The organism is Nostoc sp. DedVER02, assembly GCF_034530675.2.
Lineage (GTDB): Bacteria > Cyanobacteriota > Cyanobacteriia > Cyanobacteriales > Nostocaceae > Nostoc.
Genome location: NZ_JAVRCP020000008.1, coordinates 36,662 through 60,338 on the forward strand (window position 1 = coordinate 36,662; position 23,677 = coordinate 60,338).

Here is a 23,677-nt window from a genome sequence, read left to right on the forward strand (position 1 = left end):
CTAAAATTACCTCTCTACTAAATCTTTTTTGACATTTTTGAGAGCATTATTGATACGGGAATTCATGAGTTGAAAATCCTGTAATGTTTCATTACTGATGTTACTTACTTGGGTTTTTCCTTCTTTGATATATAATAATATGTTGTCATGTTTATCTTTAACTAAGTAAATTTTGTCTTGGGCTTTTGTCGCAATTTGGTATTTTTCTGTTTGTACTGACATAATGCCATTGATATCTTCCTGTCCAATGATTTTAACTAAACTTTGGACAAGACTGGTCATTTCATTAATTTTTTCTAGCTCTTTAATATCTCGCTCCCTTGCCTTAAAAGCGTTCTCAAGACTGATATTTTCTTTGATGTATAAATCAGTTATCTCCTGAATTCTATTGAGATATGTTTCTGATTTACCGAGTTTTTCAGCTGCTACATACCAGTCTTGAAGATTTTGCACTGTATTAGCTTTCATCCGCTCGATAATGTTATCCATCGCTCCAACCTGCTGTATTATGGGTTGAGAAGGTGATGTGAGTGCTAGGTCAATATTTGGTTGTTGACTTTGTTGTGGAGAGAAAATGCTCTTGTGATTAGTAATAAATGGGTTATGTGATACTTGTGTATTGGAAGGAATAGTGTTGGTACTAATTTTGATATTTTCTATAGGATTAAATACAGCGTATCCTTGAGAAGTTTGTTCTACTTTATAGCCTTTTTCTTGAAGATAATTTTGAACTAATTGATCACTTCCTTGTGCGTTTCCGACTATGAAAGAGCTTTTGGCTTCTATTGCCTTATTAAGTAACGGTTTGTAGTGATTTTCAAATGTTTGGGTAATTTCCTCGCTTCTTACTCCGCGCCACGGGCCAGACCCGGATACCATAATGATGTCGTCTTTCGAGTAATTTCCTGTGTTGGCGCGTTCTCCCCATGCTTGCTCGTAATTACGGGTGCTTGAAGGTGTATTGGGGGGTGCAGCTGATTTACCGATAAACTGGGTAGCTATTTGTGCCATCGCAATATCTTTTTTCATGTGTTCAGCGACGGCGGCGTTTATAGGTTCGAGTTGGGATAGTGGATTTGTTAGCGGCCGATCAGTCTGTTCGGACTTTTCCTGCTGGGTTTGTACTGTAGTTTGTTGTGACTTTTCAGTTATATTGCCGTATGCTTCGCTGAGGGCTTGAATAAATGCGGATTCTTTACCCTTACCTTCCCAGTGTTTACCCTGGGCGTTAGTTATACTGGTACAGTTTTCCAGCCACTCAGTTCCTCCGCGTTTGGCGATCGCCTCAGTTAACCGGGGGTGTTGTTCGAGTTTAGCCTGAAGCACTTCTACCATTAGCTTGTATTCATCAGCCGATGGATGCAACTGCTTTTGGTGATTAAATGCGTGTTCGGCAGATGCGTATGCTACTCCTTCAGGTTTTTGGCTGTGGTTCTCTACTCCATATCGTCCGGCGGGAGCTTCTGGATTATTATTGACTGAAACTTGGTAATCATTTTGTAGCTTGCCTTGTTCTTTTGCGAGTGCAGTGGCAAGGCTGAGTGCTACTCCAAGTCCATCTTTGGAGTCGGGGCTGATATTTATCGGGGTGACAGTTTGTTTTTGGATGGCTGGGAATGGAATAATTTTGCCATTGACATAATCCCCTAGCGGCTCCATGAATAAGCCATATACCTGACTCTTACTCGCCTGGGTTTGGGTAAGTTCTTTCGGTGAATGCTTTTCCCATTTCGCCCAGGCTTGCTGGTAACTTGGATCTTGAATCATTTCGGGGGTAATTTTGTACTGCTTACCCACTCGGAAAGCAACTTGTTCGCCGTTTTTACCAAGGGCGATCGCAATATCTCCCTCTTTGACACCATAAGTTTTTTGGTAATCTACACCTCTGGTGGTGTGTATCCTACTGTGTCCGCGCATGGCATCGATAGTTGTATCAGCTGGTACTGTGGAAGATTCACCGTGCAGATGCAGCGAATAAACCATTGGTACTGGTTTTCCAGATATAGTCGGGTTGTCTGGAATCTGAGGGTTAGCAGCGCGTATTGCAGTAGAATTCCCGATGGCGATAATTTCTTCGACAGTTGGTTGGTTTGAAGAGTTTGAGGGTATGTTTCGAGTGGCTTCTCTGAGGTTGGTATAACTGCGCTCTACTTTAATTTCTCCCCCAGGTGTCCACTCGTTAGTTTTGATGGTGAGGTCGCTGTTGCTTTGGACTACTGCAAGAGGAAGTTGGTTTGAGGCGAGGAAGTCCTCAAATTTTTGGCGAACGCTGTTTTCTCTGCCCAGGTCATTTTTAATTGACCAGATGTTGATAGACCATCTGCCAGCCTCAGTATTGAGGGCAGCGTGTTCATTCTTGCAGTTAAAGCGGGTTACTGTACCCGACTCAAGTTTAAACTCTTGGTATAGTGCGTCCTGATTCTCCTTCCTAGTCCATGCCATTCGTTCCTTAGCAGCGCGATACCCCCAATCAGAATTTCCGATATTAATGCTGCGGGCTTCCGTCGCGGCGTAGGAGTCATCGCGATGGTAGTTGATGCCAGCGCCGGGGTTTTCGGAGTAAGTGACCAACACAATATCAGCATCAGGATATACCTGCTTGACAAGTTCCATTAACCTGTCGTCCTGTACCCCTGGCTTGAAGTCTTTGTCTTTTAAATCCCATTTTGCACCGACCCATGCAACTTGTCTCAGTAGTGCGTAGTTGGATTTATCGTTTTCAAGTACAGGTTTGAGGTGGGTTTCAAGATGCGATCGCAATTGTTCTACTTTTTCCTCGCTTACCTTACCCAATATTTCGATAGCTTTAGTTGGATCGGCTTGGCGCGAGTTTAGTAGTAATATTGCTTGGTTATTAGCTTCTAATATTGTGTTTTTTGATACCTGTATTTCAACTGTGTTTTTGTAAACTTGTGAAATTCCTGCAACTGTAGCGTTAGTATTTGATTGAATATTAGTTATATTCTTTTCTGGTACAGCTTTCGCAGGAATAATTGGTACTGGAGAATCTTCTTGATTAAGCTCTCTGGGACGGTTAGGTAGTGCTTGTAAAGCTTTTTTGTACTCACTATTTTCTGGAATTTGGTTTAATTGTAAAAGACTACCTTCAGTCGCAACTTTTTGATTTAACTCTGCACTAAGTTGTCCGTAACGGTCAAATCCATCAACTTCACCGATATTAATCGGTTCTCCAAGTAAACTATTTAATTCCTCGTTTATTTTTTCACTAATCTCATTTTTATTAAAAATAAATGTAGCTATGTTACTCTCAATAAAATAATGATTTTCAGTAGATTTTGATTCTAGCCAAGTAGCTACAGCGATCGCGTCTTGTGCGGGAACAACTAATCCGAGAGCTTCTTTAGTTTCTAAGAGCGATCCATCTGGAGAAGTATATTGTTGGTTTGGGTTATAAAAATATACAGTTTGTTCTGGAATGATTGGAGTGGGTTGTGACGGTGTATCTGCACTCTTGATATTACCACCAGCCCGGTCAATAAAGGTTTGTTTTAGTTCGTCACTAATAGTAGTTTCATCGAGTACGAATACAGTCATACCTTTTTTGGTTTCTAACCGAGCTTGTGATTCAGGAAGGTGTTCGTATAATACTCCTACTTTTTCTAGATACTTTTTGGTTTTTTCGGCTATATTTTCATCAACTGCTAATCCTAAAAGTCCTACTAATTTTTGTTCTTTATCTTGGAATATGATTGTCGGACGTTCGTTAATTTTACCGAGTATTTGGTTCTGTTTTTCTTGCTGTTCGTTTCTTACAGGCTTTTCATTACTTATAAGCTGACTGCGTTTAACCCATTTGTCGGGATACTGTACTGTTTCTGGATTAATAGTTATTTTACAGGTACTTTCATTACTGGTAATCTGTACAGGGATACTAGTTCGTTGTTGGTTTAAGCGAATAATACCCGTATCAATTAATTTTTGTACAGTGCTACTTTCTTTCCTTTGCCACTGTTTTTGTATATTCCCTTTATTTAAATCAGCTTCGAGGCGTTCACTATGCTGACCAATAATACCGAGTGATTGATCGCCAACTTTAGCAATATAAACGTGCTTTTTATCAAATGCTCTAACTAAAGTTTCTTTAAATGCTTGGTTGCTAATCTCCTGTTTTTTGTACTTGGGATTAGTAATATTAATTCGTAAGAAATTTCCCTTAGATGTCTCTGCTATTGCATAGGCATTTTGTCCGGTGATGATGGTTTGAATTTTAAGCTGTAACTGTTGGCCATTACCAGGTTTTTCTGCTAGCCAACCTTGAACAATACCATCCTTGATTGATTCCTTATCAATGTTGCCTAGTTTCTCAGGTTTATTACTATTTTGAAGATAAATACTATAGTCTTCACGAATAAGATCAACTTTTTCGATTGTTAACATTACAGGTTCATTATTAAACCTTTGGGAATTTCCAAACTTATTAACTTCACCTACTTTAAAGGTAAGTTCTGGAAGTCCGGGTACTTTGGTTGTAACAGAGGTGGTATATACTTCACCTTTTTCAATGCTGGCAATAGCAGTAGTACCAATTGGTAGTCGGGCGTTACTTTGTTCTATATTGCCAAATGTTTTGTAATTACCTTCCTGATTCTGGAGTTCAATGACACTTTTTCCATCTTCAGCTAAATTAAATCGAATATTTTGAGGTTTATTTTCATGAAATAATTCACTACTCCGGTCGGAGCCAGTGATACTAAACTCGTTAAATCTGAGTGTGTCTAACTGACTGATAATCTCTTCAGGAAAGGCAGCAAAGGCGAAATTAGAAACTTTCTTTTGGTAATCGCTACCTTTATCATTACTACTCTCACGAGTAGTTGATACTGCCCAGGTAGCAGCTGCCATTGCTAGCTTTTGTCCTTCTGGAATTGAATTGGAAAATTCTTCTGCTATCTGGTAGGCTTTTTGGTAAAGAAGCTTAATTTGACCTTCGCTTAGTTCAGCTTGGAAGGCTATTTTGTTAGACGCTACTTCCTGTCCAAGTCCAATTCCTATTTCTTCGGGTTTGTTTTCTTGCTCCTTGGCAAGTGTTCCTAATGCCCTAAACTTGGGTTTGTTGTTCTCAGTCTCATCGTTAATTTGGGCATAAACTACATATTTATGCGGGCGGTTACTGTTGCGCTTGTCTTCAGATATTTCTGATAGCTTGATCGTAATTTTATTAGCTTTCCAGATAAATTCGTTATCATACTGTAAAAGGTTAGTTATACTTACTTCATTGCCGTTAGCAAGGGTAATATTTGCAGACGGCCCTTTTTCAGTTTCTCTTTGTCTAGATAGCTGATTCGCTTGGTTAAAGGATTTGTCGAATTCTTTTTTGACAAGAGTAGCTCTTAATCGCTGTTCGTTAGAAAACTCGACACCTTTAAATAAAGCTTGAAATTGGGCGATTTCACGCGATTCGAGACGAGCTTTTTCAAAATACTGGTTGGTTTGAGCAATTAGTAATTCAACAGGCGAGTATCCCGTGGGTTGAATTGTATTGTCAATATAAACATCTTTCTTCTTATCCTTAATATAGTTAACTTCCCGGTGGAGAATCCGACTGTTGTTGCGGATAATTTCCATTTCGGGTTTTTTGGCACTTTTGAAGAGGTCAACTGCAATTTGGTTTTGAAATGCTGCCTCGGCAATCATTTCGCGATATATCTTGATGTTAGTATTCATTGCCACCAGTGCATTGACCTGGTTTAAGGGTTCTTGCCGAACAGTTTTGATAAACTCTTCCATGTAACCGCGATACTTGGTCGGAACCTCCTTCCCTTCAATACCCTTGGATTTTGCCCAGGCTTCTGTTTTAAATAAATCTTCGTAGTGTTTGGCTACCTGCTGTACGTACTCAATTTGGTCTTTTTCACTACCAAAGTTTTTCAGAATAGTAATTTCTGACTCTAACGCTTCGATTGAGGTCAGGTGATTGTTGATAACACCAACACTAATGCCATCGCTCATGTGGATGGCGATTTCTTCAAATTCCGGCTGACTGCCATCTTCCTGGTAAAAAGATTGTTTTTTGAGTTTAACAGTTGGATCGTAAGCGTTTTCAGGCAGGTTGCGCTCCCTTGCCTCGGCAGTGAGGTTTGGATACCTGCTTGCCCGCTCGAAGCCAATACAATCACCATCGTAGTCGCGTGCCTGCCGCTCTTGTTCGGACTCTTGAGGAAGAATTTCTAGTTCGTAACCAGCTGACCTTAGTTCTGAAATATACTCATTAAATTTGTTGGTAAACTCGATTTTGTCTTTAGTTTCAAGGTTGCCGATATTTTGATCTAAGTAATTTTCAATACCTTCTAACTGAATATTTTTACTTTGGGCTTCGGGTAGGACATATTTAATTTGCTTGTTTAGACGGTTATAAATGCGATCGCTTGTTTCGTCTGAGACAGCGATCGCACCTGCCAGAGGTTGACCATCAGGCCCAAGGATGTCTTCTACAACTTTGTTAGTTGAGATGCACAGACCATTTGAGTTGAGGAAAGGTGAACGGAAGTTGAGAACTTCTTCCCCGCCTTGATAATGCGGGATGGAGATTTCCCCATTTTGCAGGTCTTTGGAGGGAATGACCATTGCTCGCTCAAATGTGAGCGTCTTGCCGATGGCGATTTCTTTCCACTCGTTTTGGACGAACCGGGCGAGTTCGCGCTGTACTTTCTCAGTTTCAAGAAGTTGACCCTCTCCTTGCAGATCAGCTTTGATAAGTTTGTAAACGAAAGAGTCAGTAGCAACGCGATCGCCTACGGCGGGCGCTCCCGCGCCATCGCGCAAAGTTTCTAACTCTTCTACTACTGTTGGATCTTCTGCTGCTTGTTCTTCTAGTGTGGTTGCTTGTTCTTCAAGAAAAGCTTTCCGTTTCTCGTACTTTTGGCAGTAAAGTTGTGCAAGTTGCCGGGGGTCATCCTGTACAACATTCAGCTTTTTGGCTTCAAGTTCTAGCTGTTCGGTAAAGTCTTTCAGTCCGTTAGGGAATGAAGCGAGTAACTGGGAGATAGCTGTTTTACCGAGTTCAGATTGTGATTTTTCACCTAGCCAGATATTTTGCCTGTACAGTCCAGGTTGAATTTGGGGCTTACCTGGCCCATTAGGGTTGTCTTTATCAGTTCCCTTGAATGCAGATAAGGGAAGAATTAAGTCAATTTTAGTTGAGTTCTTGGGATCTGAATAATTGAGGATTTGCTCAAGGTTTGCAGGTCGTAAAGTACCTTTGCCAAAGCGGTATTTGTTATCGTCTCCGTCTTGGTCAGTCCAGCCGAAGCGGTGCTGAATTACTCGATATTTATCACCTTTTTGATGCTTGGTTAATTCGTGATATAAGTCTGTGGATATTTGCCCGTAACAGTCTCCTGTTAGCCGATACGCCTGGTCATTACTAATAACGCCACCATTTTCACCATTACTGTCATCAACAATTAGAACATTTAACTCTTTATTGACGTTATTTTTACACGAACCGAGAAAAATAGATCCGTAAGCACCTCTATCTTTGTTGTCAGGGCATAATTGTTTAATTCTATCTAGACATTCTTCCGGCCCATATAGCAACCGTGTTTTTGATGATAATAATAATTTGTGACCTTCAGGATGATTAATTAATTGTTCCACACTAGACTTTTCGTCCATATGCCCAAACGAAAAGTTAGCCCCAGGAAAGAAATGTTCTATTAAGGTATTATTAAGTTCTTCTTTTAACAGTGAATCTGGATTAACCGTATTACCATCTGTATGAATCCACTGATTTAACCTAGTGTCAAAATGTTTAGCTTGAATTGTCATATATAAACAATTAAACTTATAAATTTAAATATAAATTTTTACTTTTTGGCACTAAAATACCCTTAGAGCTTGATTTTACTTTCTCTATATCGGTAATTTATTAAACAATTTTCTAATTTCTATTTCCAAAGTAAATGTAATTTCTAATACAGATTAATGTAGTTATTACTTAGATCCAGTTTCCTGAAGACCTATTCGGCGTGATCTCAAAATTTAAGTATGAAAAAAATATACAAACTTCTCAATTACTTCTTGCTTAATGCTAAATCAGTAGTAACATTCTTAATGTTTGCCATTGTGCCGATGTTTGTAGTTTGAGAGAGAAAGCTAAATTAGTGTGGCAGCAGGTTGATAATTTTATGTCTTTGGATCTGTCCTTTGTTCTAGCTATTATTTTTATTTAAAGTAACTAGAACAAAATGGCTTGAGATACAAAGCTTGACTTCTCAGTATACTGAGCAAGATTCAAGTAGGATTCCTATATAAAATACATAATTTTGTATAGTGTTGTAGACGTTCTGCGTAATATTTAGCTTTAAGTTGGTTCTCTAACTCTTCCAATTTAGATGATTTTATAGGTTCTAAACCTAAATAATTATGATACGCCTCATTAGCTTCATTAAGAACGCTATGAGATTGATATGATGCTTCGTTTTTAACCATAAACTCTATCAAGCTTTCTATAGTGTCACCCTGCCAAGAGTCTGAAATCTTATCTTGAAATCTTCCTCTTTTAGTCGATGTGGCATCACTCCATAAATCACTAAAGGGTGCATCTTGATTTTTAAATTGTTTGAGCCATTCTCTAAAACTTATGGTCATTTTTCATTTCTCCCTAGTCGGTTTTTAGCCTGTTAGCATACCTATCAGAGCAATTCGATCGTAACCGTCACAGCGTACTGGTAGATAAAGCAGCTTTACAGATAAGATAATCCTGTATTTCAGTATCTACCCCTCTTCTGTCACTTTCCGGGTATTCTAAATAAAAGTATTAGAAGAAAAAACCCTGAAAGGTAAGTATGGCAATGGATGTAGAATTACAAATCTTGAAACATTTGGCAAGAGACGCTCACCCAACAGTTGCCACCATAGATGAATATTGTGCAGAGTATAAAGACCTATTTAAAGAAGTAAGAAATTATGAGTGTTTCAAATATTTACATCTGGGAATAATGTCACCAATTAAAAGAAAATCGTTACCAGAGATAGCGAAAGCCGTAAGTATAAACTCCGCTCAGTCATTACATCATTTTATAGCCAATTCACATTGGTCAGTAAACAAGTTAAAACAACGAAGATTAAATAAATTGAAGAAAGAATTAGATGGTAGAGCAATTACATTAGTCATAGATGAAACAGGAGATAGGAAAAAAGGTAAAAAGACAGATTATGTAGCTAGACAGTATTTAGGGAGTGTGGGAAAAATCGATAATGGAATAGTATCAGTCAATGCTTATGGAGTCTACTCGAGTATAACATTTCCATTAATGGTAAAAGTATTTAAACCAAAAGGAACACTAAAGGAATCAGATAAATATAAAACTAAAATAGAGTTAGCATCCGAGATAATTACAGAATTAATGGAATCAGGATTCAACATTGAATTAGTATTGGCTGATAGTTTGTATGGTGAAAGTAGCCAATTTATTAGAAAAATAGCTGAATATAACTTAGGCTATGTGGTATCAATCAGAAGTAATCATGGAGTCTGGTTGCCAGCAGAGCAAAGAGTTAGAGCTAATAAGTGGTGTAAATTTAAAAGAACATTTAGCAATCAAAAATCAGAGACTAGATACATTAGGGAAATAATTTATGGAAAAAAAAGAGCCATAACTTACTGGGAAATAACTACTGACCCAGAAACTATGCCAGAAAATTCTACCTCCTTCGTAATGACGAATCTTCAAGGCAATTTGAAGAAAACTTTAGGCGACTTATATGGATTAAGAACCTGGGTAGAATATGGGTTTCGACAGTGTAAACAGGAACTAGGCTGGACAGATTACCGTTTCACTAATTTTCAACATATTGAGAGGTGGTGGGAGATTATTTTTTGTGTTTACACGATGATTATTTTAAATTCTTCAGTCTTCTTAGGCTTAAATCAATCTTGTCAACTTGAGACTGAGGCGCAAGAAAATAGTGATGTTGATTTTTCTAATCATCCACAATGGAACCATGAATCCGGATGGAAGAATACTTTAAATAATCTGCGTCTCATTATCCAACCACTTTTACTATTTTGGTTGATTTACCCCTGGTTAAGTATTTTCCCTAATTCACGCTTATTGCTGGGATTCAATCATCTAATTGCGGCAATGAATCAATTTAAACCCTGTTATGCTTCTGGATGATTTAGCTTATTTACTACTTCCTTGTTCCGGAGAGTGACAGAAAAGGGCTACAGCGTATTTCAGGTAAATGAGGTACGCGCTTCAGGGCATGGCAGTGCCATGCCCCTACAATCAAAAATTATCTGTGCCTCACTAACTTGCAATCCGCTGTATATTTTGTGGCAGTAATGAAGTAAATTTTCCCTTTTTGCTGGTTTTATGAGTCGATGGGTATAATTTCATCACTGTTGAAAACTTCAACTGTAGCATTTGGACTGTTCATATCTGTAGTTTGTTCGAGTAGGCGTGTTGCTTCCTCAAGCAATGTGCTTGCGTTGTGAAGCAGTGTTCGCACTTGGGTTAACTTGTTCCGCCGTTCGATACCAAGTTGTGCTTCTATATACCGCGCATCATGCTGATGGCTGAGATGAATTACCCGTACTTCTTGTTCTTTCTCTGAAGGTGTAAACATTGCGTTTTCGGCGGTTAATTTATAGTACGAGTACGTACCACTCGGCCGTTTGACATTGTAGATGTGGAGTTCGCAACCAGGTGGCGCGATGTACTGTCCGTCGAAGTTGGTAAGTCCAGTACGAATATTATCTAATGTGGTGGCGATCGCCTCAATGGCCGGGATAACACTTAACGATTCTGGTGATTGCGGGCAACCGCGCCTCATCAGCATCATGATAGCGGCAGAACGACGGGTCAGGCGAATTCGTTCTTGATACTGGCGCATTTGTTCTTCCCGAATACGAACAAGTTCGAGTTCTTCATCGGGGCTTAGTTGAAGCGCACTCCCACAGGTTTTGTAATTTAAGCAGTCGCCAGAGTCTATGCCTGGGTATTGCATCATACTGGCACAGTCAAATCCAAGTCCGCATTTTTTCTTGGGCATAGGTTACATTTTTTAGTTCTAGTTACTTTTATAATTTAATATAGCTAGAACTAAGTAGAGTTATTTCCTATGGGGTTATGGGCGAGATAAACGATGTTAGGATTTTTGCACCTGAGCAAGATATTACGTCGTGGTAGTCGTTGTTTGAATCAGATACATTCGTCAGAATAGTTAGAAAAAATAGGTGTAAGTTGAGCAATCAAACTATTAATTATACTGAGGTAATTCTGTATTCTGGCTCTTGGCTTATGAGTGCTAAATTATTACATGTTGTTAATGCTGGGGCTGATTATTCTTCATAAAAGATAAAATAAAAGTTATGCCTAAAAAAAATGTCTGGGTAGTATTTGGTCACTTTCTAGATTTAAATTACTATTACGTATCAAATACTGAATGGACTTTTGAAATAGAAGAAGCTTGCTTATTTAAAACCAAGGAATTAGCCGAAAGCACAATAGGTAGGCTAAAAACTTATGAGAAAAAGAATCTAGACTTTCACGGAATCAACCCAGATAGCTTGTCTGTTGAACGCACCTGGCTTGAAGTTAGCGAATTTCTGCATTTTACGGTTTAATTCATCTCTAACAAATACGAGCGCAAAAAATTGTACTTTTGATGCTTAGACACCAATAGACAAAACAATTTTTTATGCCCCACAAATCCACAAATAGCTGCCCCCAAATTCACATCCAGCTAGACAAAGAACCCGGATTGCTAAACGAAATTTTTAAAACCTAAACTGTTTAGTTTGCACTTGGTGACAACTTCGCCAACAGTGTCTTTGCCAGTCCTACCCCTAATTTTGAGTAGATTAAACTCTCTCTATCTACAGATTTACTATTGCTCAATACCTCTTTGCGATCGCTGTTGATTGATTAATGCTTGTTGGGTAAAGAAACGCAGACTGCTAATCTGCTCAATTTCGTTTGTTGTTAGTCGAGTTGGTATCTCTTCGTACCAGGTTCCCTGACTGTAGCAGGTTTGCATCACAGGAGTATTATCCCCATGACGGTAAACATTCAGAGTATTGCTATCTAAGCTGGCGCTCAACTCCCGTCCTTTGATACGGAAGTTATTGGTAACAAGCATATAGTCAGTGATTATAGAAGGCAAATGTTTGAGGTTAAAAGGGAGAAGGTTAGGAAAAAAGGGAGTAGGGGAAGATTGCTCTTGCAGGATTTGTTGAGCAGTGGATAGACGGTTTTCTTCTGAAATATCCTGTTGTGGGTGCTGTTCCTTCAGATACGGCTGTACTTTTTTCTTAACCTTATTTGCTTCCGACGTGGGTTTATCTTCTAATTTTGGTTGTATTATCGAAATTTGATCTGGATAATTATTGTTTAGTGCATTTGTACTCTCAAGTGTTTTGGAGTTACTATCGGTATCGCCATTAGCATCACTTGTACTGATGCTAGTAGGTTGTTCAGTATACAAGTAATTATTATTACTTATAATATTAATATTTATGCGGTTAATTGCTCTGGCTTTAGCTTGTTGAATTACTTCCTTATCTTTCTCTTGATCGTATGTTATTCCGTATTCAGACAGCAGTTTGTTCCAACTATAGGGTTTGTATACTTGATAACCAGCGATTTTCACATCATTATGGATGTAGGTAAAGCCTAGTAGTTCCTCCCGCCGCATTTTAGGCAATACCCCAATGTTGTTTTCCTCCAAGCGTTGGATGAACGTGGAAACAGTGGGACTATCCTTGATGGCTTCCCCTATTGCTTGGCGAATAATTTCCTTACTTGTTGGGGTTTTGTGCTTACTATTGACTGCTCTAATACTTTTCGAGCGGTTGGGGCTGGTGAGTGCAGTTATGCCATACTCTTGCTGTAACTTAGAGGCGACGGCTTCATTCGTTGTCGGTGTTACTTCCAATCCTAGTTCCGCCGCGATGCGTCTAGTTGAGACTTGGGAGTTGAAATAATCATAGGAATCATTAACTAAGCTGCCATCTAACCGAATCCGGGAGGTGATTATATGCAGGTGTTCGTGGTGGCGATCGTGGTGGCGTACTGCAACGAACTGACTGGTAGCTGCTACAGATGATTCTTCCTTGGGCAAGTATCCCATATCTTTGAGATATTCTCTTGCTACATAACTGTACTGACTGTTGGATAAATGCTCGTGGTAGTTTGGGCGGTGTGCGATTGAGATGATGAGGTGCGCGCACTGCCGTTTAACTGCTTTGTTGGTGTACTTGATGGTGAGAAACTGCTGGTTAAATTCATCTGGTTTTGTTCCCATCATATCAGTATCGACAATCGCAGCATCATCTTTCCCCAAGACATACTTGAGCGTGTCGAGAAAATTCGGTTTTTTATAAATGACAGGAATCAAATTGAGGGAGTTTAAAGTGGATATATAGAACCTGTAATGCCTTATTTATCTTGGCTTGAGGGTGATTTGTCTGGAACGTCTAGGTTAAATGCAGCAGCTATGGTCTGATCTACGAGTGCGATCGCATTATTGACAGTATCCAAAATTTGCTGGTTGTTTGTTTCCTTTGCTAAGTGAGATAACATCATCAGTTCGCTTTTGAGGTTTCCAGCAGTAGCGCGGATAGTTATCAAGTTGGCAGACGGTTTTGCCGTTAGTACCCGCCTTAATCCACAAGAACGTAAATACTCAGATGCAGTTACCCCTGTGGCGATCGCTTTTTCCTCAATGGTAGTTTTCTCTTGCTCAAAGAGGTATACCTTGATAGATTTGGTTCGCTTTATGGAGTTACTTACCATACCTTCTTTCACTGCGGGACTGAGGGGCATAGTTAGAGACTGCACTGAGGGAGTTGGGGATAACCGGAAATCTGACAACAGGTGCGGTATCAATTGCGGACAATATCGCTGCTATTTTTGGTATAAACTATACTTGATTTAGATGTCGACAGTGAGAGTACTGTAACTATTGTGATATAAATACCATGAGGTTAATATCTTGTGGTTTATTTTGTAACTGACACTGAAGCCCTAAACCTTATTGTTAATTCTGCAATTGCTGGGATGTAGTAATTGTATGGATTATATGGCTATGTCGCCAGCGTGCGAACCGACAGGTCGGCGCTTCTCTGCGAGACGCTCCGCGAACGCTATCGCGTAGCGGGTGCTATCCATCATCAGCATGGATTAAATTATACGTAATTACAATTATTTTCAGGTATTATTTTTTCAATCTGTTTATTTATCAGACACTATATGTAGTGTAAATGTCGAATTCTATGCTACAAGACCAGGACGATTGGTATTAAATGTACTGTCAATTAATCTAGTTTATTGATAAAAATCTAGTGATAACACGACCCCATTAGACATACCTTGTTTTAGTTACAGGACTGTACGGCGACAGCAATAGTCTGTTGTGGAGTGCGACTGTAGTAAATCAGATGCAGAGAGGATCGTGGGGTTATTCCCTAAGCTGATTAACCTTTGACGTAATGCTGAAATAATTGGGTTAATTTGCCCTCAGAATACCTCAATTATGGGGATTGTCAGAGTTTATTTTTCAGTTAATTATTTATTTTGATTGACAAAATCAAACCAAATTTCACTTGATTGGGGTAATTAGTGTGTGAATTGAGGTAGTTCGGAGTAAATACGGGGGTGAATTCTCCCACCGTATGGTTAAAGTATGAGTATTGACAAATAGCTTATTGAGAAGCTTGATTTGCACGTTATATAGAAGAGAAGTTATGGCAAGAGCGAGTAAGCCAGCTGATTCGGTTGAGTTGGCGCGTATCATGCGGAATAAAGATATGGAGGACGGTATAGTAATTAGCTATCTCCAGTCGAAGAAGCGAGGGCAAACTGAGTTAGTATGTGAGGCGCTGCGGGCGTATTACCTACCGTTTGCGCTATCTGCTGCGGGGGTATCTGGTGTTGAATTGCAGTCAGCCCTCCATGATGCGATCGCGCAACTTGAAGTTCAGATCATTAAGATGAAACGGACGTTTGGGATGGAGGGGTTGCCCCAGATAGTTCTTGTTAATCCTCATAGTGGAGTTTTCTCGCAAGGTGCAACTGGGTTACAACCAACAGTTGGAACTAATGGCGTGGAAATAACTCCTATTTCAGCTAATTTGGTTCCCCCTTCAGTTTCTTTTTTTGATTCCACTGGCCCAAGTCCTGTGTCGTTACCTGTTGCGACAGAACCAGTCGGATCAAATGTTTTGGAAGAAGATTCCAAAGATGATGGGTTCTTTAATGATGAGGAGGATGACCCAATTGCTAAGGCAAAAATAGAAGTTGATGCAGGATTTCGTCTGGAGTGAGGGAATTATGAGGATATCGATGGTTAGGTGTTGGAGAAAAGCATACTCTCTGTTTTTGCTTGTGATACTTGCGTAAGTCGAGTCCTTGTCCTGTTTGTTGTAGGCAATATCTCCTGGAGTGCGAACCGACAGGTCGGCGCTTCGCTATCGCAGGCGCTGTTACCAGTAAGTGCTTTGCACCACTACACTGGGCGCATTTAGAAGGAGTTTTCGCTCAAGCACCTGCACTGCATTCCTCAAAGTTTCTATGAAACCATTTCAGCCATACATTTGGTCAAAACCCTTGGTCGAGGGCATCAACAGTATTTGACCGAACTGGAAACGCGATCGCATTCTAGTTTTAGAGGTGCGATCGCCTAGAATAATCACTTCATATATCTCATCTGTAAAAGCTGCGATCAAAAATTTGACAGCAAAGCAAATGTGTAATTAACCCCATCTGGCATACCTTGTTATTGCCCAAGACTGCACAATAACGATACTTTTTACTGGGGTAATTGCGGGGATGGTTGAGGTAATACGGTGTGTGATGATGACAATCGTATTGTTTGAATTACAGGCAAAAAGCTAATTTTGTTTAATAACTCAACTTTTAGTTGATACAGAATTTGGGTGTGATTGGGGTAATTCAGCCATAATTTAGGAGGTGATTTGACAGTAAATTTTAAAGCAGTTTTTAGTACATTAGTGTACTTAGAATCTACGGTTTGGATTTGGTATTAGTGCTATAAAGTTACTTCAATTAGCCCCGTGGCAATTTGAACTTGGTTGCTTGCTGGCAGTTTGCAGTGGACTCTCTACTCAATGGAGTTGGTATGAATTCTGTAGCGCCATCGAAGAGCATCGCCATAATAGTTTTTTCTCTACGCACTTTGTATGTAAAAAAGCTGTTAAACCCTGTAAAGAAAGTGTTTTACACCATAGTATTTTTCCCATTTCGGTTAAATTGGGAACGATAGTAAAAGGTAATAAAAGATTAAAGATATGCCCAAAACTAAGGAGAAAACAGACGTAAAAAAGGTAGTAATTACGATTGACATGGGTGCAAGTAAAACCAAGGCGATCGTTCAAGAGTATCCAGAGGGAAAGCCTGTTGTTTTACTTTTCGACTCAGAAGTAGCAGATATTGCTAAAGCTTCGATTGAGAGCGTTCAACAAGAAGGTAGTCCTGAATCTCGTACTTGGGTAGGAATAGGCGATGAGTATTGCGCCTTGGGAGAGCTTGCCCGTCGTCGGTTTGGGGGTATATCGCAGCTGAAGGAGCTAAAGTACGAACTAGCAGTCCCTAAAATTTGTGGTGCATTTTGGCTGGCTAAGGAGAAGTTGAACCTGGGTAATGATATTGCAGCTTACTTGAGCATCTTGCTACCGCCCGGTGAAATGCAAGACAAAGAACAGTTACAAGTGCGGTTGAAGGATGCGTTTCGAGGATTTGATACACCAGCAGGTAAGATGCGGGTAAAAATGCTTCGTTATGATGCAGCTTCTGAGGGTAGTGGGATATTTTTTCACCGTAGGCGATCGCTTGGCAATAATATGCCTGCTTCTATGTATGTAATGCTTGGTTATCGCAACGCAAGTATTTTCACCTTTCGCAGTGGTTCAATTGGTGCGGGAATAACCAGTAATTTTGGTATGTCTTGGCTGGTGAATAATTTTACTTCCAAGACATCGGGACTAAGCCCTGATAATCCCAATATTATCGAGGTGTTGGTAGAAGCTGGAGTTAGTTGTGACTCCCAGGTGATGCAGAAACTCTCACGCAAGCGCAAAGGTGATGAAATTCAATTAGATGGCGAATTGATGTCTAAGGCTTTATTGCTTGCTAGAGATGAATATTGGCGTGCGATCGTCAGATGGTTGCGCTCGAAGATGGATGAAGATATTGAAGAACTGGTGTTTTGCGGAGGGACTGCGGATTATATTCGTCCAGAAATAGACGCTTACTTCCAGAAAGAGGGGATTAAGGTATCTTGGCACGGTAATATTTTTATACCTGATGAGATATCTTTTGGTATTGGCAATCGGATGGCGGATGTCTGGGCGCTCTACCAATATATGATTATTCAGTTTGATGAGTTGACTGGTTATACCCGCTCTGAGGTTGTATTGCTAACTAAATCCGCTGGAGGTAGTACAGATGAAGAAGTTAAACGTAAGTATAATTTTACGCCTTGTGAGCGACCTAGTACCTTTATTGCCGTGAACGAGAATGTTTGATTAGCTCAGAAAAAGTAGTGTAGTTACAAGGACTGCAACTACACTTCTGGGATGCTTTTTACGTAACTTCTCAATAACCACAACAAGAATGAGAGGATTACTCGTGGTTAGGTGAGAATAGCTAGTTATAGGGGATTGAAAATACTTCCTTGTTGGCAGCGCCCTTTTCTGTAATGACATTAGCGTAGATAGAGAATATTGTTATCCCGCTTCAATCGAGTACACTTTGAACAAAGACTGTTGTTCAGCGTAGAATCTTCATGGCAGGTTGGTTATATTATGTCAACAGAAGATTTTTATTCTCAATAAGCCCAAAAAAGTTGCATTAATAGCTGCTGGTTGACACAGCTTTAAAGGTTGAAATCACACTAAAATTATGCTGTTGGTTTTTATACTTAATAACCAGTTTGCACAAAGGCAATAATGCTTTCCTAGTGAACTGTTTGATTGAGCAAGTGCTGAGTGAATATCTCTTTGACGGTGTATATTTCTTTTGGTGTAAAATTCCAGGCTAGGCAATCTGTGTAACTAGGTCGATGATTACTTGCAGTCAACATCTGTGTTGATAGCAATCCTTGTTAGAAAAATCAGAAAAATGATATAACATTATCTCAAAATTATTCCACCAAACTGATATAACGTTATCTCATGACTGGGAGTCGGAAATATAGTAATCAAGAAAGAGAAAAAATTATGCCTGCCAATTTGACACTTTCGATTGAGACAAACGCTGGAGGAGTGGCAAAAAGTACTATTTCATACAATCTTGCGTATGAATTGGGTGTTCGTGGTTATTCAGTGGCATTATTAGACATCGATCCTAACGAATCATTGACATTATTTTGCGGATTAGGAGAATTTAAAACTCAGGGAACAATGGCTAATGTTTACCATCCAGACTTCAATGGGAACTGGCCTTTAGTTACAGCTTGGCAAGGTAAGATTGACAAAATTCAAGTTTGTAAAGGCGGAAAAGAATTACACGAAACAATTCGGGAAGTTTCAAAGGATCTGCGTGGAGCTTATACTCTTGCAGATCGGTTGAGTGATTACCCCTTATCTCATGATTTTGTAATTATCGATTGTCCTGCAACATTGGAGCCTTTACCACTGACAGCTCTTGCAGCTTCTAGTCACGTGTTAATTCCAATTCAACCTGAATACAAGGCCTCTCAAAGTGCTGCGGCGATGATTGAGTGGTACTATTTCAACTGCAAGCGGCTGAGATTGAAACCGACTCCAAAAATATTAGGTATAGTTCCTACCCGTTGGAAAAGTGATTGGGGAGCGCATAGAAGTATTGTTGAGGAACTTCCCCTAGTCTGTAAAAATTTGGGAATTCAGTATTTTAACGCAATTCGAGAATCAGCTGATATTCTTAATGCTTCTGGTAGAGGGCTACCTCTGGGAATTTACAGACCCGGCAAAGAGGCAAGAGGAGATTTTATGCCAATTGTTGATGCACTAGTTCAAGAACTTAAGCTAATAAGAGGTTGATCGATGACAAAATTGAACAAACCGAGTGTACTTGGAATGTTTGCTTCTGCTGCTGATTCACAACAGATATTTGAGCTTGAAGAACGAGTAGAAGATTTACAGGCAGAGATTACAAGATTAAAAGATGAAGAAGCACAGGGAAAGCTTGCTGAAGAAGAACGTACACTCCTCAATCAAACTATTGAAGACCTACGAGAACATTTGAAAGCATCTGGAATTTTTAAAATTCACTATAGTGAGGTAAGACCCAATCCGAAACAAGCAAGGCAAACATTTACTTCGGATAGTATTCGGAGTATGGCTGTTTCAATTAGAGAGGAAGGGCAGCAACAGCCGATTATTTTACTACCGGGAAATCTCATTTTTGATGGAGAACGGAGATGGAGATCCGTTGCAGAAGAGTTACAGCCAGAAATTGAAACGCTTGATGCAGTGATGCTTGTAAAAGAACTTTCTGAAGAGGAATTACATGCACGCACGTTATTAACTAGTCTTCACCGAGAAAGCTTGAATGAGCTAGATTTAGCTGAAGGTTTGATTCAACAGGCTAAGTTAGCTTTGGAATTTGAACAGGAAGAAGTAGTTAGAGCGCTTAGGAGAGCAATAGCTAGATTAAACGCAAAAAAACTTTTGCCCCAATTAACTGAATTGGTTATTTTAACTAGAAAAGAGCAGTCAGAAGGCATTAAAGAATTTAATTTAGACGAAATAGAACAAAGTATTCTTCTGTTGTTACTACGTTTTCAACAAAATCCAGCATCAGTAGATGCAAATGTCTTTCCTTGTTTACGGCTTTCAGAAGACTTAAAAATTGCGATTAGACAATCAGGACTTGGTGCAAACCATGCCCGATCGCTCCAAAAACTAAATTCTAAAAATTTAAAAGTTGAAGAAACTAAAGCTCTTAAAATCCGACAAGATGCTACATCACAAGTTTTGCAAGAAAGACTAACAGTCGCTCAAACTCGTTTTCTAGTTGCCCAAACTATTGCTGAACATGCTCCTGAAACAAAACCTAAACCAAGTCACCAAATCAGTTCTCTAATTCGAGATGTCTCAGCAACTAAGGTCGAAGATATCCAGCAAGAGCAATTGAGAGATTTATTGGCTGTATTAGAAGCTAAGGCAAAAGAGATTCGGAAAAAGTTGGACTAATACTATCTCGTCCGACTTAGTTCCCTGAATCGGAGATGTCCATGTAATCTGTGAGTGCCTATCTAAACTACCCAAATGGCTTTCGCCTGAATCCCGCAGAGTCAAACCAGAATTATCAGCGGAACGGTTTCAGCATGTGAGATTTCTAGACTGCGACAAAGCAGTGAGCCGAATTATATTTGAGTGCTGGTACTGCCAACAGGAGATACTTTGTGAGTTTACGGGTGAGCCTGTAGTTGGAGAATATAATGGACGGACTTCAATCATCCAAGTTAAAGTTCAATGCCCCAACTCTGAGCAAACTGCTATTAGAGTGAGTACGGGAGAAGTGCTTTCTACAATAGCGATTCCTTCTCCTTGGCCATAAATGAGTTTTCAAGAAACCAAATAATCTTTAATCTGGTCTTGCTCACCTCGTAAAGCTTTCATTCCTTGTCCATGAGCAGAGCGTACCTTACAATTCTTGTGTAGACAATCTCTTACTCTGGCAATAGCCTCGGAAAGCGACCAATTTCTCGTAAATAAATTCCAGTTGTATCAAAGCTCTGGCTAGACATCTTGCGGGAAGCTAATTTAATAACAAAGACATTGACAGGAGAGTATAAATCAAACAGTCAACCATTTTAGAGGGTGTAGGGAACCAACGTTTTGAAACGCGGGATTGAAGCAAGGACGCTTTGTATTTCGCGCTATGCGTCTCGAAATAAATATTTTTTTAAGTGGGCTTAGATCCACAACTAAAGTTTTTTATTCCTTCTTCTCTATTTTTTTGTAAGTTAATTTCTACTGCGTTGATAGAAAAGATTTCAAAAATTGCTGATGGGGGCTATGTGGGGGCTATATGTACCCCAAAGATAGATTAGATCTCTAATGAAAATTTGACACCTATATGGGTGTTATGTGGGGGCTAAGTGGGGTATAAAGTGTCATCTAAGCAAATGTACCCCACTTAGCCCCCAAGGGTTTATGATAAGCTCTTGAGGTTAGAGAAGGAAGAGGCAGAGTTCTGGGGAAAGACTCATAGCAAGTTATTCTTCTCTCCCCTGCTTTCCTGCTCCCCTAGATAATCTGAACAGATAACTTTCAAAAATCAAAACGTATTGACTTGATCCCTATGTCAAACATTCACGCCTTGCAAAAAATTTTTCCTGCTGGCTTTGATAACGGTTATGGAAGCCTAAAACTTTTAGTCGAAGGGTTTGAAGTAGTTCGTGTTCCCAGCTATATCTCCACAGCCGAGATGGAAGATGTACCCGGACGGGTAGTTTTTAACGGTACTGCTTACACTGTCGGGGAATCAGCTTTCCGTACAGGTTATCATTTTGACCGAAACACTGATAACAATGAAAATAAAGTCAATAATGCGTTGTTGACTTTATTCGGTGCATTGGCACATCTGCCACACCGTAAGGCTTGGCACTTAAAATTAGTCGTCAGCTTACATGATGTTGGTCTGGCTGACGAATTGCAAAAAGTACTAAATGGAGAATATCAGCCGATACTTGCTGGCAAACAATCAGAGGTGAAGGTAGAAGTCATCAAAGTTGTGCTAGAGGGTATGGGTGCATTGTTTGGGCATCAACTGCCAAAAAAATTAACAATTTTAGACTTTGGCAATGGTACGACTTTGTATTCTCGTTACAACCAGGGGAAACGAGAAGTTCACACCGCTTACCCCATAGGTGTAGAAGTTCTCATCGATGATATTTCCCAAAAAATGAAACATTTAAATGGAGGGAAAATTGGGGATGCATCCAAGATCCGATTTTGTCTAGAAATGGGGCATACCCGGTACAGCCGTGACATAGATATCAAAGACATATACAGCGCTTGTTTGAAAGATTGGTATGAAAAATACTTGAAGAAAGTGGTGAATCTGACACTTGATGCCAAGCACCAAGGGGATGAAATCTGGGCAATAGGTGGAGGCTGCCTGTTACCAGGATTTAAAAAGTTGTTAGAAAAGAATGGCTTCAAAATCCTGGACAATCCAGTGGAAGCTAATGTCTTTGGGCTTCTAGAAATGGCAAAAACCATTATGAGCAAGAATTCACCAAACATATCTGGGAAGTGAAGTTATAACAATGACAGACAAACAAGACTTAGCTCCGGTAAAAATTCGGCTCAAAGATAACTACCGAGAACGCATATTTGCAGAGTCCCAACAACTAGGTAAGAGTTACCTGGAGACGCTTTACTTTATCATTGATTGCTATTTTGTTTTCATAAAGGGTGGATTACCCGCACAACAAGTAGTTTTTACACCGATTAATACTGAGTCAAACAAACAAGACCAGCCAAATCCCCAGCCATCTCCAGACTCAAAACCAGAAGATCCTGATGGCGAAACATTCAGTCTTGATTTTGATTTGTAACCGTCAGATGAAGTTGGCAACGGTAATTCCCAACCCGTGGGGGTAATTATGTCAAAAAAGTTTGAAATCTAGCTCTTGTGTAAGTATTTTAGTATTTATGTACTACGTAAGATAAGTTGATGTCAGCGATTCTACCAAACAGTGGATTTTTATTCTGGATATCTGTAAAAAAATAATGCCAGTACCAACAAGTAAGTCTGTATGTACTAGCATTATTCAGTTAATTTGGTCTAGAACGGAGGTTCTTGGTCTAAATCTTCATCTGTCGAAGTAACGTTATCTTCGAGTAGTTCCTTGGCAAAATCGGGAGTTTCAGGCGAGTGAGGGGTTTTACTAACCTGGGTAAGTTCGTTGATGGGCTGTGCTGACATAAAGTTTCTGATTACGAATGTGGCAATCTTTTCTTTGTAATCACCCCTGTTATCAACTAGCAAATCAAGATATCCTTCTGCTGTGCCGTGTACGCCTTCCCCTTGTTCGTTAATAACGACGGCGGGTGCGCCCTTGGAACGGAATGGCATCTCGTCAGCAACTACTCCCTCCTTGGAACGGTAGTAGAATTCGGCGATCCCAAAGGCAATCAAGGAACCTTCTTTGTCGTGGGTAGTGTTCACTGACTTAAGATTGATAGTTGCAGTATTATGAATCATGTTCCTTCTATTTGTAGATTGATTAGATGATTTATCGCCTACGATTTATACTGCATAGGCGATTTGTAATTTCCTAGAAATTTGCGTTAGCTACAGTCTGTGTTTCGTTTGGTGCAGAAGTGGATGTAGATTCTTCCTTACGGGGTGAACCTAACAATTCAATGGCGTTGATTGTAATTACGGGTTTTTGCCGCATAGTGCCAGAATTTTTATCTGCCCAACGATCAAATCCAAACTCGCCAGTAATTGCAATTTGGGTTCCTTTACGAACGTAATTTCCAATCACTTCTGCTTGATTTCCCCAGGCGACTAAATCAAACCAAAGGGCTTGTTCACTTCTGTAAGGTGGTCTTACTGCAATAGAGATTGAAGCCTTAACTGCACCGGACTCGAAGTATTTCAATTCAGGTTCTTGTCCGCATCTGCCAACCAGCATGACTTTGTTGATATAGTTCATAACGCGAGGATTTATATATTTCTCTTATTGC

Annotated in this window: 17 protein-coding genes; 9 read left to right on the forward strand and 8 right to left on the reverse strand. The window is 39.7% G+C overall.

The window, feature by feature from the left end:
* Nucleotides 1-6: 6 nt before the first annotated feature.
* Both RMZ41_RS11080 and RMZ41_RS11085 read right to left on the reverse strand, forming a co-directional pair.
* Nucleotides 7-7,788, reverse strand: a complete 7,782-nt coding sequence (locus RMZ41_RS11080; protein WP_322642010.1) for a hypothetical protein — start codon at nt 7,786-7,788, stop codon at nt 7-9.
* Between the two features lie 465 nt (nt 7,789-8,253).
* Nucleotides 8,254-8,610, reverse strand: a complete 357-nt coding sequence (locus tag RMZ41_RS11085) for a hypothetical protein (RefSeq protein WP_322642009.1) — start codon at nt 8,608-8,610, stop codon at nt 8,254-8,256.
* Between the two features lie 203 nt (nt 8,611-8,813).
* On the opposite strand from RMZ41_RS11085, the gene RMZ41_RS11090 reads away from it, so the two are divergent.
* Entirely contained in the window at nt 8,814-10,142 is a 1,329-nt protein-coding gene (locus tag RMZ41_RS11090; protein WP_322642115.1) for an IS701 family transposase, read from the forward strand.
* Nucleotides 10,143-10,338: 196 nt separating this feature from the next.
* Here RMZ41_RS11090 and RMZ41_RS11095 read toward each other — a convergent pair whose 3' ends face one another.
* On the reverse strand, nt 10,339-11,019 hold the full coding sequence (locus tag RMZ41_RS11095; protein ID WP_322734499.1) for a hypothetical protein: 681 nt from the start codon (nt 11,017-11,019) through the stop codon (nt 10,339-10,341).
* Between the two features lie 319 nt (nt 11,020-11,338).
* Here RMZ41_RS11095 and RMZ41_RS11100 point away from each other — a divergent pair, with 319 nt between their 5' ends.
* A complete protein-coding gene (locus RMZ41_RS11100) occupies nt 11,339-11,593 on the forward strand; it encodes a hypothetical protein (RefSeq protein WP_190895227.1) in 255 nt (84 codons plus the stop codon).
* A 263-nt stretch (nt 11,594-11,856) separates the two neighbouring features.
* Here RMZ41_RS11100 and RMZ41_RS11105 read toward each other — a convergent pair whose 3' ends face one another.
* Complete coding sequence (locus RMZ41_RS11105) at nt 11,857-13,365, reverse strand: relaxase/mobilization nuclease domain-containing protein (RefSeq protein ID WP_322734498.1); 1,509 nt, start codon at nt 13,363-13,365, stop codon at nt 11,857-11,859.
* Between the two features lie 41 nt (nt 13,366-13,406).
* Nucleotides 13,407-13,793, reverse strand: a complete 387-nt coding sequence (locus RMZ41_RS11110; protein ID WP_322642006.1) for a plasmid mobilization protein — start codon at nt 13,791-13,793, stop codon at nt 13,407-13,409.
* Nucleotides 13,794-14,713: 920 nt separating this feature from the next.
* Here RMZ41_RS11110 and RMZ41_RS11115 point away from each other — a divergent pair.
* On the forward strand, nt 14,714-15,292 hold the full coding sequence (locus RMZ41_RS11115) for a hypothetical protein (RefSeq protein WP_322642005.1): 579 nt from the start codon (nt 14,714-14,716) through the stop codon (nt 15,290-15,292).
* A 258-nt stretch (nt 15,293-15,550) separates the two neighbouring features.
* On the opposite strand, the gene RMZ41_RS11120 is transcribed toward RMZ41_RS11115, so the two are convergent.
* On the reverse strand, nt 15,551-15,694 hold the full coding sequence (locus RMZ41_RS11120; RefSeq protein ID WP_322642004.1) for a hypothetical protein: 144 nt from the start codon (nt 15,692-15,694) through the stop codon (nt 15,551-15,553).
* Between the two features lie 582 nt (nt 15,695-16,276).
* On the opposite strand from RMZ41_RS11120, the gene RMZ41_RS11125 reads away from it, so the two are divergent.
* The 6 genes from RMZ41_RS11125 (at nt 16,277) to RMZ41_RS11150 (ending at nt 22,539) form a co-directional block, all read left to right on the forward strand.
* Nucleotides 16,277-17,512: a ParM/StbA family protein gene (locus tag RMZ41_RS11125; RefSeq protein WP_322642003.1), complete on the forward strand. Its 1,236-nt coding sequence runs from the start codon at nt 16,277-16,279 to the stop codon at nt 17,510-17,512.
* A 693-nt stretch (nt 17,513-18,205) separates the two neighbouring features.
* Nucleotides 18,206-19,009, forward strand: coding sequence for a ParA family protein (locus RMZ41_RS11130; protein WP_322642002.1), 804 nt, complete (start codon nt 18,206-18,208; stop codon nt 19,007-19,009).
* A gap of 3 nt (nt 19,010-19,012) precedes the next feature.
* A complete protein-coding gene (locus tag RMZ41_RS11135; protein ID WP_322642001.1) occupies nt 19,013-20,164 on the forward strand; it encodes a ParB/RepB/Spo0J family partition protein in 1,152 nt (383 codons plus the stop codon).
* Between the two features lie 163 nt (nt 20,165-20,327).
* Nucleotides 20,328-20,531, forward strand: coding sequence for a hypothetical protein (locus tag RMZ41_RS11140; protein ID WP_409875133.1), 204 nt, complete (start codon nt 20,328-20,330; stop codon nt 20,529-20,531).
* Nucleotides 20,532-21,278: 747 nt separating this feature from the next.
* A complete protein-coding gene (locus tag RMZ41_RS11145; RefSeq protein ID WP_322642000.1) occupies nt 21,279-22,238 on the forward strand; it encodes a ParM/StbA family protein in 960 nt (319 codons plus the stop codon).
* A 10-nt stretch (nt 22,239-22,248) separates the two neighbouring features.
* Entirely contained in the window at nt 22,249-22,539 is a 291-nt protein-coding gene (locus RMZ41_RS11150; RefSeq protein WP_322641999.1) for a hypothetical protein, read from the forward strand.
* 230 nt (nt 22,540-22,769) lie between these two features.
* Here the strand turns inward: RMZ41_RS11150 and RMZ41_RS11155 are convergent, their stop codons facing one another.
* Complete coding sequence (locus tag RMZ41_RS11155; protein WP_029631539.1) at nt 22,770-23,189, reverse strand: hypothetical protein; 420 nt, start codon at nt 23,187-23,189, stop codon at nt 22,770-22,772.
* Nucleotides 23,190-23,262: 73 nt separating this feature from the next.
* Nucleotides 23,263-23,646 carry a single-stranded DNA-binding protein gene (gene ssb, locus RMZ41_RS11160; protein ID WP_029631537.1) on the reverse strand — a complete coding sequence of 128 codons (384 nt, stop codon included), beginning with the start codon at nt 23,644-23,646 and terminating at the stop codon, nt 23,263-23,265.
* Between the last annotated feature and the right edge of the window lie 31 nt (nt 23,647-23,677).